General features: G+C 67.8%; 10 protein-coding genes and 1 tRNA gene. 6 read left to right on the forward strand and 5 right to left on the reverse strand.

The window, feature by feature from the left end; translation table 11 throughout:
- Positions 1–47: 47 nt before the first annotated feature.
- From AUL33_RS07675 to AUL33_RS22080, 4 genes are read left to right on the forward strand one after another with little or no spacing between them, the layout of a single operon-like run.
- Positions 48–1,760, forward strand: a complete 1,713-nt coding sequence (locus AUL33_RS07675; protein ID WP_244492051.1) for a GspE/PulE family protein — start codon at positions 48–50, stop codon at positions 1,758–1,760.
- A gap of 8 nt (positions 1,761–1,768) precedes the next feature.
- Positions 1,769–2,950, forward strand: a complete 1,182-nt coding sequence (locus AUL33_RS07680; protein WP_062206118.1) for a PilN domain-containing protein — start codon at positions 1,769–1,771, stop codon at positions 2,948–2,950.
- Positions 2,947–3,498 carry a type II secretion system protein GspM gene (gene gspM, locus AUL33_RS07685; protein WP_062206121.1) on the forward strand — a complete coding sequence of 184 codons (552 nt, stop codon included), beginning with the start codon at positions 2,947–2,949 and terminating at the stop codon, positions 3,496–3,498. Before AUL33_RS07680 ends, gspM begins: the two co-directional genes overlap by 4 nt.
- Before the next feature lie 2 nt (positions 3,499–3,500).
- Complete coding sequence (locus AUL33_RS22080) at positions 3,501–4,172, forward strand: hypothetical protein (RefSeq protein ID WP_062206124.1); 672 nt, start codon at positions 3,501–3,503, stop codon at positions 4,170–4,172.
- 127 nt (positions 4,173–4,299) lie between these two features.
- Here the strand turns inward: AUL33_RS22080 and AUL33_RS07695 are convergent, their stop codons facing one another.
- The 4 genes from AUL33_RS07695 to cpdR form a co-directional block, all read right to left on the reverse strand.
- On the reverse strand, positions 4,300–5,223 hold the full coding sequence (locus AUL33_RS07695; RefSeq protein WP_062206127.1) for a ferritin-like domain-containing protein: 924 nt from the start codon (positions 5,221–5,223) through the stop codon (positions 4,300–4,302).
- A gap of 131 nt (positions 5,224–5,354) precedes the next feature.
- Complete coding sequence (locus AUL33_RS07700) at positions 5,355–7,670, reverse strand: glycosyltransferase (RefSeq protein WP_210171788.1); 2,316 nt, start codon at positions 7,668–7,670, stop codon at positions 5,355–5,357.
- 622 nt (positions 7,671–8,292) lie between these two features.
- A tRNA-Val gene (locus AUL33_RS07705) sits at positions 8,293–8,367 on the reverse strand.
- Positions 8,368–8,451: 84 nt separating this feature from the next.
- Positions 8,452–8,817: a cell cycle two-component system response regulator CpdR gene (gene cpdR, locus AUL33_RS07710; RefSeq protein WP_019996719.1), complete on the reverse strand. Its 366-nt coding sequence runs from the start codon at positions 8,815–8,817 to the stop codon at positions 8,452–8,454.
- A gap of 164 nt (positions 8,818–8,981) precedes the next feature.
- Here cpdR and AUL33_RS07715 point away from each other — a divergent pair, with 164 nt between their 5' ends.
- Together AUL33_RS07715 and hisN are read left to right on the forward strand one after the other, a co-directional pair.
- Positions 8,982–9,884, forward strand: coding sequence for an N-formylglutamate amidohydrolase (locus AUL33_RS07715; RefSeq protein WP_244492052.1), 903 nt, complete (start codon positions 8,982–8,984; stop codon positions 9,882–9,884).
- Between the two features lie 100 nt (positions 9,885–9,984).
- Positions 9,985–10,767: a histidinol-phosphatase gene (gene hisN, locus AUL33_RS07720; protein ID WP_062206132.1), complete on the forward strand. Its 783-nt coding sequence runs from the start codon at positions 9,985–9,987 to the stop codon at positions 10,765–10,767.
- A gap of 19 nt (positions 10,768–10,786) precedes the next feature.
- Here the strand turns inward: hisN and AUL33_RS07725 are convergent.
- Positions 10,787–11,888, reverse strand: a 1,102-nt coding sequence (locus AUL33_RS07725; RefSeq protein ID WP_210171789.1) for an alpha/beta fold hydrolase, incomplete at its 5' end; no start/stop codon positions are given.

Consider the following 11,888-nt stretch of genomic DNA (forward strand, 5'->3'; position numbering starts at 1 on the left):
GCCGTTCGATCCCTCTGGCGGCGGACGATGTTTCCGGGAGACGATCGGTGAACTGGACCTCGATCTTCGCGAAAGGCGATCGCGAACTGGGTGGCGGCTCGCCCGTGCCGGAAGCGGCGAACCATGACGCCGCGCTCGTGCCCGTCGAGGGAGGAGCGGCACCGGGGCCGTTCGCCGGACAGGAGCCGGAGGCCGCGTGGCGCGACGGCGCGGCGTCCGCAGACGACATCGCATCGCGCCTCGCCGCCCATCACGCCATGCCCCGCTTCGGCTTCGACGATGTCGCGGGCTGTCCGCCGCACTTCGTCGACCTGTCCCGCCGCTTCCTACGGGAAGCCTATGCCTATCCCCATCGCCGCGAGGACGGGAGCATGGCGATCGCGCTGGCCGATCCCGGCCGGACGGGCGCGATCCGTGCTATCCGCCTGGCGCTCGGCCAGCCAGCGGCGGCGGGCGTCCTGTCCTTCGAGGAGGTCGACCTCCTCTTCGAACGCGCCCTGCAGCAAGCCGATCCCGACGCTGCCGTGGCCTTCGCGACACCCGATGCGGTGGCCGATCAGGAAGGCTCGGCCGACGATCTGAAGGATCTCGCCCGCGGCGCCCCGATCGTGCGTCTCATCGACCGCATCCTCGAGCGCGCCGTGGAACTCGGCGCCACCGACATCCATCTGGAGACCGAGCGCGACCATCTCGCGGTCCGCTACCGCGTCGACGGCTTCCTGCGGCGCGACCAGAAGGTGCCGGCCACCATGGCGCCGGCCATCATCTCGCGCATCAAGATCCTGTCGGGGCTCGACATCGCCGAGCGGCGGCTGCCGCAGGACGGGCGCGCGAACCTGCGCGTCGGTTCGGTCGAGGCCGACCTCCGGGTCGCCGTGATGCCGACGATCCACGGGGAGACCGCGGTCCTGCGCATCCTGATCAAGGATGCGCGCCTTCTCGAGTTCGGACGCATCGGCATGACCGCGTCCGACCAGTCGGCGTTCGAAGCGCTCCTCGCCGAGCCGCATGGCATCGTCATCGTCACGGGCCCGACGGGCAGCGGCAAGACGACCACGCTGGCCACCGCCATCTCGCTCCTGAACGACCCGTCCCGCAAGATCGTCACGGTCGAGGATCCCATCGAGTATCAGCTGGCCGGCGTCCACCAGACGCAGATCAAGCCCCAGATCGGGCTGACCTTCGCCACGGCCCTGCGATCCTTCCTGCGCCACGACCCCGACGTCATCATGGTCGGCGAGATGCGCGACCGCGAGACGGTGGGGATCGGCATCCAGGCCGCCCTGACCGGCCACCTCGTGCTGACGACGCTGCACACCAACTCGGCGGTCGACGCGGTCGTGCGGTTGATGGACATGGGCGTCGAGCGCTACCTGATCGGCGCCAGCCTGCGCGGCATCCTCGGCCAGCGCCTCGTCCGGCGCCTCTGCGAGCGGTGCCGGCGGCCCGACGCGTCGATGGCGGCCGCCGCGCGGGACCTCGTCGCCCAGCGGCAGCTGCGCTGCGAGCCGGCCGACACGTTCTATGCACCGGGCGGATGCGACATCTGCAGCCAGACGGGATATCGTGGCCGCATTGGCATCTTCGAGGTGATGCGCGCCGATGCCGACCTCCATGAACAGATCCGCGAGGTGCGCGACGCCGGCCTGATCCTCGAGGCGGCCCGCCGCGGTGGCATGCGCACGATGCTGGAAGACGGGCTCGACAAATGCGCGAGCGGGCTGACCTCCTTCGAGGAAGTCCTCAGGGCGACGGGTTGAGAGCGGCAATGGCGAAGACCGCGAAGTTTCCCTTTCGAACGCCGCCCGTGCCGCAAACGGTGCAAGGCTTGCCGGTCGACGTGCTGCCGGCGCGTCGCAGCCTTGCGGCCCTCCAGACCACGGCGGCGACGCCTTCGCTCTCGATCCGCGGGCTGCGCGATCTCGCCGACGTCGCCGCTGACATGATCGAGTCGACGCTTGGAAACCGGGGCAGCCGTCGGCGCTGGGTCGTTCGCGAGGCGGGATCGGCCCTCGAGGTGATGCGCGTCACGCGCGGCGCGAGCGAGAGGCTGGCGACGATCGAGGACGGCGCGGTGTCGGGGGGCGAGCCATGGCGCCGGGATTTCGCCAAGGCCGACATCGTGGAACTGCGTCTCGATCCCGAAACGATCGTACGCCAGCGCTTCACCCTGCCGGCCGAAAGCCGGGCCTTCGCCGCGGCGATCGTCGAGCATCGCCTCGATCGCCTGACGCCCTGGAAGGCCGACGACGTCATCTACGGATACACGGTGCGACCCGGGGCGGGTTCCGGCGAACCGATCGAGATCGACTTTGCGGCGACCTCCCGCGACATCGCGGCCAAGGCGCTGGAGCGGGTCGCGCGGTTGGGCCGAGCGCCCACCGCGATCGGCTCCGCCGCCGATCCGGCGTCCGAGCCCCTGGCGGTCGATCTCCTCGGCGGCGCGTCGGGCGCCAGGCCGACCGGCAGGCACCTCGCGCTTCGCCGCCTGTGTCTCGCCGTCCTGCCGCTTTCGATCGCCGCGTTCCTGGGAACGACGCTGTTGCAGGCCAAGGTGCAGGGCGATCTCGATACGGCCACCGCGGCGCTCGATCTTCAACGCCGCGCGGTCCAGTCGCGCATCGCCAACGACGATCCCGCGCAAGCGATCGCCGGATTGCTGGCGACCAAGACGATGGACGGCGCGACCTTCGTGCTCATCGACCGGTTGTCCCGAACCATTCCCGACGGAACGTTCCTCACCGACATCGAGATTTCGCCGACCTTGCTGCATCTCAAGGGACGCTCGACGAATGCGCTGGCGCTGGTGCCGATCCTCGAAGGCGAAGCGGGCCTCACGGGCGTTCGGTTCGAGTCGCCGGTCATCCGTGAGGCCAACGGCGGCGACCGCTTCGACATCGTCGCGAGCCGCGAGATCCCGGCTCCGGCTGCGGAGCCCGTCCAGCCATGACACTCGAAACCGCCAGCACGCCACGTCGCTACACTGCGCTTGCGCTCTTCGTGATCCTGCCGCTGGCGTTGCTGCTCGTCGCTGCCGCCAATCTGGCGGGCATCGCGGATCTCGGCACGCAGGCGGACGCGACGCTCGACCAGCTCGACCGCTACCGAACCCGGCTGGCGTCCGGCCCGGTGCAGGAAACCCCGGCGGCAACCTCGTCGGCCTTCGTCGATGCGCCGTCGCGAAGCCTTGCCGAGGCCGAGTTGCAGCGCAGACTGGTGGCGCTGGTCGAGGCCTCTTCGGCACGGGTCGTCGAAAGCAGCTCGGGCGCCGTTCCCGAGGCGGATGCCGGCAGCGTCATCGAGATCCGCGCGACGCTCGACGGCGACAATGGCGATCTCCTGCGTTTCCTCCACGCCATCGAAACCGGACTGCCGCTGATGACGATCGTCGATCTCGCCGTGCGCCGTCTCCAGTCGGAGGACAGCGATCTCGGCGCCAATCCCGAACTGCGCATCGACGTGGTGGTGCGGGCACCCTGGAAGGCGGCGGTCTCTTGAGAATGCTGGCAACCCTCATCGGCGCCTGCCTCCTGTCGTCTGCGAGCGCGTTCGCGCAGGACAGTCCCGCCGTCCCGCCGTCACCGCAGGTGGTCGACCCGAATGCCCTGGCGAACCCGCTGGCCGGCATCGCCGTCTCCGACATGACCTCGTTCCTCAGCCGACCGTTGTTCAGCGTCAGCCGGCGACCCGCCCTGCCGGCCGCAACGATCGCCGCCCCGGCACCCGCGCCCCCGCCGGTGACCGTGTCGACGGCGGAGAACCTGCAACTGGTCGGCACGCTCGCCTCCGACACCGGCCGCTTGGCGCTCATTCGCGACACCGCCCGCGCCGAGACGGTTTCCGTCGCGGACGGCGATCTCGTCGATGGCTGGCGTGTCGTCGAGATCCAGTCCGCCCTCGTGCGCATCGAGCGCGATGCCAGAACCGTTTCGCTCGAAATGTTCCGGCCGGGCGCCGTGCCTCCGCCGCCAGCCGCCACCCCTGGCAGACCGGCCGTCGCGGCTGCGCAGTCCGGCGCAATCGCCCCGGTCGCATCTCCGCCTGCACCGCAAGCCGGGGCGGCGCCCGGCGCAGCCCCGCCCGGTACGGTCGCGGGCACGGCGGCCGCCGCGGTTGCCGCCCAATCCCCCTATCGGCTGACATTCGGCGCTCCGCCCCCAGCGCAGCCCTGAAGCGAGGGGGGGGCGCGCGCGGCTCTCGGCTGGAGCGGTGCCTCAACGAAAAAAGGGCGGGCACCTCGTCGGTGCCCGCCCTTCTGAAATCGATCGGTCGCGATGAACCGCTCGTTCTCGCTGAGGCTTAGCGAATGTCGCCGTTGACGCCGATCGGGAAGAAGCTGACCGGGCTCGGCGCGCTGCCGAGATAGACGATGTTGAGAACCTGCTGCGGCGAGCGGCTGAACGCGACGCTGTTGGCGTCGGTCGGCACGAGGTTGGCCTGACCGGCCATCGGGCTCGCCGGATCGGAAATGGTGATGCCCTGATCAGCGGCGGTTCCCGCCACGTTGTCGCGCGCCTGCGAGATCCGGTTGGCGGCGTCGACGAAGCCACGCTGGAACAGGAGCGTGCGGATGATGCCCGCATGGTAGGCTTCGACGGCGAGGATGCCGGCGGCTGCTTCCAGGTAGTCCTTGTTCGAGATGAAGCGCGCGGCGCCCTTGTAGGCGGTGACGCCGACGTCCTCGAAGATGAAGGCGCCGAGGAGGAAGTTGTCTTCGCTCTCGAACGGATTGAACGTGCCGCCCGGCTGGATCAGGCCGGCAGCGAGCGCTGCGGCGCTGAAGGACGAGTCGAGATCGATCGGCGGGCGAGCCGCGGCGCTGGAGCCGAGCGCGGAGCGCAGGAAGTTGACGTGCTTCTCCTCGTCGTCGGCGATTTCCATCGCGTATTCGCGGATGGCCGGGGTGACGAAGGGAACGGCCTGGCCTTCGATCGCCTGACGAACGGGGCCCAGCGTGCCGGTGCCCTGAATCTGCGAGTTCTGCAGGCCGGTTCCACGGATGGCGCGCAGATAGAATTCGGCCTCGAGATATTCGAGGTTGAGCGCGAAGTTCAGCACGGACACGTCCGAGACGGTCTGCGCCTCAGCCGTGCCCGGAAAGCCTGTGGCGCCGAGAACCGCTGCACCAACTGTGGCAAGCCCGGCCGTGCGAAGGAAAGCCCGGCGACCGGCCTCCATATCGACGGGCTTGGGCGTATCGCTCTTGAAACTGATCACCGACATAGGGAGTTCCTCTCGACGCGTTACTTCGCGCAAGGCAGATACGAGACTGCCTTAAAAAAGTTTCACCCTCGCCGTGTAATTTCTGCAATTCTTGCGCATGGCTGCCGCAAAGGCAGCAATGGCCCTGCCGATCAGACCCTCATCTGGACTTTTCGGAGCCGGAAGGCCTTCGTCGGCTTGGCCGCCACCACCAGTTTCGTGCCCGTCCAGTCCCACTGCATCCCGTAATAGGGATCGCTATTGTCGATCAGATCGCGGTAGCGGTTTTCGAATAGCGCGGTATCCTCGGGATGATCGAGGCTCTTGGCATCCGTTCGCGTCACCGACTCGTAATGGACGGCGAGAACGCTGCCGACATAGGTCGAGTGATAGCCGAGCTCGCCGATGCGAAGGCAGAGATCGGTGTCGTTGAAGCCGACGGCCAGTTGCTCGTCGAAGCCGCCGACCGCCTCGAACAGGCTGACGGGAACGATCATCAGCGCGGCCGTGACGGCGCTGTAGTCCCGCGTCGCGACGAGGGACGACAGATGGCCCGGCGAACGGATGTCGCCCCCCGGCTGCATCAGTTCCTCGAACCGGTGCGAGTGATCGGCGGCGCCCGTCAGTCCGACGACCACGCCGCCATGCTGCACCCGGCCGTCAGGATACTGGAGACAGCAGCCGACGACGCCGACGTCGCCCCACGAGAACTGCTCGATCATGCGATCGAGCCAGTCGTCCGTCACGATCTCGATGTCGTTGTTCATGAAGACGATGTGCGTGTAGTGGCTGCCCGGCAGGATCCGGCGCAAGGCGGCGTTGTTGATCTCCGGATAGTTCCAGGGACCGCTGTGAGGCACGACGCGGATGTGCCCCGCGCCCTCCTGCTCCTCGAGGTAGGCGAGCGTCGCCGGATCCGTGCTTTCGTGATCGATGACGTGGATGTCGGCCGAGATCCGGTTCTTGGCGGCCCGCTCGACGATCGACCGGACGCAGGCGCTGAGGATCTCCTTGCCGTTCTTCGTGGGAATGACGATCGCGGCCTTGGCCGAAGCCGGCAGGGGCGGCCGCACGTCCAGCTCGTTGAAGTTGATGCCGGGCTCGACCTCGAACGACGTCCAGTCGCGCGTCTGCCTGAGATAGGCGACGACCGCCGCGCGCGTATTGCCCAGAACCTGGCTGCTACCGACATGGCCAAGGCTTGCCGCATGCGTGCGCCAGAAATAGAGGACCAGCGGAATCTGCACGACCGAACGGGCCTTGGCGATGCAGCGCAGGAAGAACTCGACATCGTGCGAGATCCGCATCGTCTCGTTCAGGAGCCCAGCATCCAGCGCCAGCGAGCGACGAATGAAGATGGGATGCACGATGTAGGGGTGACTGAGATAGTGCCGGATATCGAATCGGCCGCGCGTCGCGATCGAGATCACGGCCGTCATGTCTTCGTCGACGATCGCCTCGTCGGCGTAGAGGATATCGGCCGGTTCGTTGGCGGTGGCGGCGCGGAAGGCTTCGACGAAGTGCGTCTCGATCACGTCGTCGTGGTCGACCACGACCACGTACTCGCCGGACGCCGCCCGCATTCCGGCGTTCGTCGCCGCGGAGACGCCGCGGTTGTCCGGGAGCACCACCTGGGTCGACCGATAGGCGCCGCCGGCGTTCACCGATACGAGTTCGGAGAGGTCCGGCTGCTCGCCGTCGAAGACGAACACGACCTCGAACGTCGGGTCGGTCTGTCGGTTGAGGCTGTCGACGAGCGCCAGCAGCCATCGTTCGCGGGTCCGATAGATCGGAACGACGATGGAGAGGGACGCCGGCGAAGCGACGGGCGCGTCCAGTTGCGTCATCGCCTCGGCATTCTGGGCGGCGACCTTGCGGATCAACGAGCCGATCCGCATCGCGATCATGGTGTTGGGCAGCGTGCTGGTGGGATTGATGACGTCGAGGATGCGGCGTTGCACCTCGAGCACGCCCCCGTTGTTCAGCCCTTCCCATCCCGACATCAGATCCCGAGCGATGACGCCCGGCGACAGCGCGCGCCGCTTCAGGCCTCGCCAACCGCGTCCCAGTCGCCAGCGGGTCGTCGATATGCGGCGAAGGCTGCAGGCGCCGACACGCAACAGCGGCTTGCCGTCGCCGAGCAGCGTCAGGGTCATCGCCGTGGCGTCGCCGAGGAGGACGAAATAGACGTGGAGCCGGTCATCCCTCGCCTCGACCGTCACGCGCAGCGGACCGAAGGCTCCGCCTCGTTCCACGGTGGCCTGGGCGTAGGCCAGAATGCTGCCGGCATCCGGCGTGTCGATCGTCAGTTCGTACAATCCGTACGGGAGGTTGGCCGGGAAGGATTCCACCTTGAGTTCCGGATCGAGATGCCAGCCCCCGAACACCGTGAAGCCCCCGGCGGCGAAGGTCTGCGTGGTCCGGTCGATGGGGGAGAAGGAAACCGGAATGGATTCAGGGTTGGGCAAACGCCGCATCCTCAAGCTCGTGTGCCGCGATCGGCGACGGTCGGGTGTTGGCGAGACCCTTAATGCCTCGGAGAACGGCATGGAAGGCAAGTCGACACGAGATAGAGGAAGGTCAGAGCGGAGCGAACGGTCTTGTCTCGAGGTCGAGACTTGCCGAAACGTCGCTCAAGCTCGATGAAACCGTTCGGCACAGGCCCTGTGTCGAGCCCCTCCATCGGAATGCTTCACCCTGATGCGGGGCTTCGCGAGCCTGATGGGGGCTCGGCACAATGACCTCATGCCAAGGCATGCTCGCCCGAACCGACGCGTCCGACCTCAAGTGTCCTTGGACATGATCTTGCGGAACTGGCCGACGAGACTGTTCAAGGCTTTGGGACAACGACATCGTCGTGGTCGGTGCCGATGGAGTGCGAGAGCCAGTCGTCGCGCAGGAGCAACCACGCGTTTCGATAGAGTCTAATGGGAGAAGGCCGGCATGATGTCGGCAAGCGCGACGGCCTGCCCGTCATGTCCACCCCAGGCTGGCCCCGCCAGGCCTTCGTTTCGTCATGTCTCACCCGAAAGGATCGTACTGTCCCTCGAGTGACCTGCCTTGCCAGCTTCATATGATGGAAGAGTCGAATGGTGGGCGTGACAGGGATTGAACCTGTGACCCCTACGATGTCAACGTAGTGCTCTCCCGCTGAGCTACACGCCCATTCGACGAAGGCGGATAGACCACAGAGGCCGCAGGGGGTCAAGTGATTCCCTGCGCCTTTTCTGGGGTCCCCGCCCGAAAAGTTCAGGCGGCGTCCTGGAGCATCTTGCCGACCTCTTCCACGAGCTCGCGCAGGTGGAAAGGCTTCGACAGGATCTTGGCGTCCTTCGGAGCCTTGGAGTCGGGATTGAGCGCCACGGCGGCAAAGCCGGTGATGAACATGACCTTCAGGTCGGGGTCGAGCTCTGTGGCGCGGCGCGCCAGTTCGATGCCGTCCATCTCGGGCATCACGATATCGGTGAGGAGGAGCGAGAAGGGCTCTTCGCGCAGCCGCTCGTAGGCGGAGCCGCCGTTGTCGTAGGCGGTCACCTCGTATCCCGCCTTCTCCAGCGCCTTCGCCAGGAACCGGCGCATGTCGTTGTCGTCTTCGGCGAGGAGAATCTTGTACATCCGTCAGCACCTGTCTTCCGGCGCCGCAGCAAGAATGCGGCAAAATGATCGGTCGGGATGATCCTTTTATCAGATTGCTTAAACAAGGGCTAAATGGAATGTTCGGGAGGCAGAACGGGCCTAGTTTCCCCCCGAGCATGGTCAAGAATTCGGAAGCGAGGACGTTGCAGACCGCCATTCCCAACCTCGAGACGGCAGCCGGCCCCTGTCCCGCCTTCGAGATCGTCGAGCCCACGCGCCAGAGCGTGCCCTTCGTCTTCTGCTCGCCGCACAGCGGGCGCGCCTATCCGAAGGCCTTCCTCGAAGCCTCTCGCCTCGGGTCGTCGGCGATCCGGCGCTCGGAAGACCTCTTCGTCGACCAGCTCTTCGACTTCGTACCCTCGCTCGGCGCGCCGATGCTGACGGCGCGCTTTCCTCGCGCCTTTCTCGACGTGAACCGCGAGCCCTACGAGCTCGACCCCGCCATGTTCTCTGGCCCGCTGCCGGACTGCGCCAACTCCGCCTCTGTGCGCGTCGCCGGCGGGCTCGGCACCATCCCGCGCATCGTCGCCGAGCGTGAGGAGATCTACCGCGCCAAGCTCTCGCCGGACGAGGTCGCGGCGCGCATCGAGGGCATCTACTTCCCGTTCCACGAGGCGCTGGAGGCGCTGGTCGAGGCGACGCGCCGCCGCTTCGGCTTCGCCATCCTCGTCGACTGCCACTCGATGCCCTCCTCGGTGCGCACGCTGCCGGGCGGGCGCCGGGCCGACATCGTGGTGGGCGACCGGTTCGGGACGAGCGCAGCGCCCGCCTATGTCGCGATGGCGACGCAGCGGCTGACCGCTCTCGGCCTCGATGTGACCCGCAACAAGCCCTATGCCGGCGGCTTCATCACCGAGCGCTACGGGCGTCCGCGCCGCGGCGTCCACGCGATCCAGATCGAGATCAATCGCGGCCTCTATGCCGACGAGGAGAACTTCCTGCCGCATGCCGGCTTCGAGCCGCTGCGCCGGCGCATGTGGTCCTTCGTGCAGCTCTTCGCAGCCGAGGTCGATGCCGAGCTCGACCGGCCTGCCGCGGCCGAATAGCGCGGTCCGCCTCGTTCTGGCCTAGACCAGTGGCTGGTCTCGCCGGACAGAGTGGTTCATAGAACCCGCACCCGCCACCCGTTCGAGGACCTTGTCGACGATGACGCTGCCCGACGCCGAATTCCTGTTTCGCCTTGCCGACGCGGCAGCTGCCGAGACCCTGCCGCGGTTTCGCTCGAAGCTTCTCGTCGACAACAAGCCGAAGGAAGGCTTCACCTTCGATCCCGTCACCGAGGCCGACCGCGAGGCGGAAAAGGCGATCCGCCGCGTCATCGGCGAGCATTATCCCGACCATGCCATTCTCGGTGAGGAGTTCGGCCGTTCGGGCGAGGGCGACCTCCTCTGGGTGATCGATCCCGTCGACGGCACGCGGCCCTTCATCTGCGGCATTCCCGTCTGGGGCACGCTCATCGGCCTGACGGTGAAGGGGCGCGCCGAGATCGGCATCATGAGCCAGCCTTTCACCGGCGAGCGCTTCTACGCCACGCCCGAGGGCGCCTTCGGCGAGGGGCCGCACACCGGCCGCTATCCGCTGAAGGTGCGTGACATCGGCGAGTTGGGCGATGCCACGCTGTTCTCCTCGGCGCCGGAACTCTTCCGCGGAGCCTTGAAGGACCGGTTCCAGACGCTGGTCGACGCCGTGCGGCTGACGCGCTTCGGCTGCGATTGCTACGCCTTCTCGATGCTGGCAGCCGGCCATGTCGACATCTGCGTGGAGCCGGGCCTGCAGCCCTACGACATCGTGGCGCTGACGCCGATCGTGGAGCGCGCCGGCGGCGTCATCACGACCTTCTCGGGCGATCGGCCGGAAGACGGCGGCGACGTGATCGCGGCGGCGACGCCGAAGCTGCATGAGGCGGCGCTGCGCATCCTCAACGGCTAAAGCGTCGGCGGCGCGCTCGTCAGAGCTCGGTGAGCGCATCCTCGACGGCCGCGACCTCGGCCGGCAGCGGTTCGGCCGAGCGCACGGGCAGGCTTGAGCCGACGAAGCTCTCGAAGGCGGCGAGCACAGGCTCGCGAAACCGGTCGGCCTCCTGCAGCAGTTCGTGCCGGGCGCCGGGTACGTCGATATGGTGGCCCGAGCGCATGCGCCAGGCAAGACGCGCCGCCGCCGGGCTCGACACGATGCGGTCCGTGCCGGCGGTGACAATGAGCGTCGGCAGGCGCATCGCCGCCACCACGTCGGATCGGTCGATCCGCTCCATCGCCCGCAGCATCGCTCGCAGCCAGGACGCCGAGAGCGCCCGCACGAGAAGGTCGGGCGCGGCCGCCTCGATCGCCCGGTTGCGCTCGAAGCGGCGGCGATCCGTGGTCAGCGGATTGTCGGCGAGCGTCGTGCCCCGCCCGGCGGTGCGGGCGCGGCGCACGGGGAGCGTGCCGAGGCCGGTCCAGTGGAGGAGGCCGGCGGCGACGCGCATGAGGCGGTGCGTTCCCGGCGAACCCGGCAGTGCGACGAGCGGCGTGGTCAGCACCATGCGCTCGACCGAACCGGCGAGGCGGTCCGTCGCCTCCAGCGCCACGAGGGCCCCCATCGAATGGGCGAGGATTGCATAGGGACCGGGACAGCGGGCGAGCACGAAGGCGCGCAGCACCTCGTCGAGATCCTCCAGGAAGACCCGCATCGACGGGACATGGCCGACCGAGGCGAGGGACGCGAGGCGACCTGAACGGCCCTGGCCGCGCCAGTCAAAGGTCGCCACCGCGAAGCCGCGCCGGTTGAGATCGCGCATCGTTTCGAAGTATTTCTCGATCGCCTCGTTGCGCCCCTGCAGGAGCAGCACCGTGCCGCGCACCGGGCCGTCGCCCTCGCCGGGCGCGAGGGCGCAGCGCAGCCGGTGTCCCGCGCCGACGGGCAGGAACGACACGGCGAGGCCGACGGGCGCGGGATTGTCGGGGGTCGAGACGAAGCTCGGTTCGGGATCGGTGGTCAAGGCGAGGCTTTCCGCTTCCCGCCCCATGAGCCTGCCGATCGCAGCCGCTGGACGGATGGATCCTGTCCTAGCC

This window comes from Aureimonas sp. AU12, assembly GCF_001463705.1.
Lineage (GTDB): Bacteria > Pseudomonadota > Alphaproteobacteria > Rhizobiales > Rhizobiaceae > Aureimonas.

Excerpts from the sequence above, each read along its gene's own strand:
- AUL33_RS07680 (WP_062206118.1), top strand. The coding sequence starts at position 1,769 with ATGGCGAAGACCGCGAAGTTTCCCTTTCGAACGCCGCCCGTGCCGCAA.
- gspM (WP_062206121.1), top strand. The coding sequence starts at position 2,947 with ATGACACTCGAAACCGCCAGCACGCCACGTCGCTACACTGCGCTTGCG.
- AUL33_RS22080 (WP_062206124.1), top strand. The coding sequence starts at position 3,501 with ATGCTGGCAACCCTCATCGGCGCCTGCCTCCTGTCGTCTGCGAGCGCG.
- AUL33_RS07695 (WP_062206127.1), bottom strand. The coding sequence starts at position 5,223 with ATGTCGGTGATCAGTTTCAAGAGCGATACGCCCAAGCCCGTCGATATG.
- cpdR (WP_019996719.1), bottom strand. The coding sequence starts at position 8,817 with ATGTACAAGATTCTCCTCGCCGAAGACGACAACGACATGCGCCGGTTC.
- hisN (WP_062206132.1), top strand. The coding sequence starts at position 9,985 with ATGACGCTGCCCGACGCCGAATTCCTGTTTCGCCTTGCCGACGCGGCA.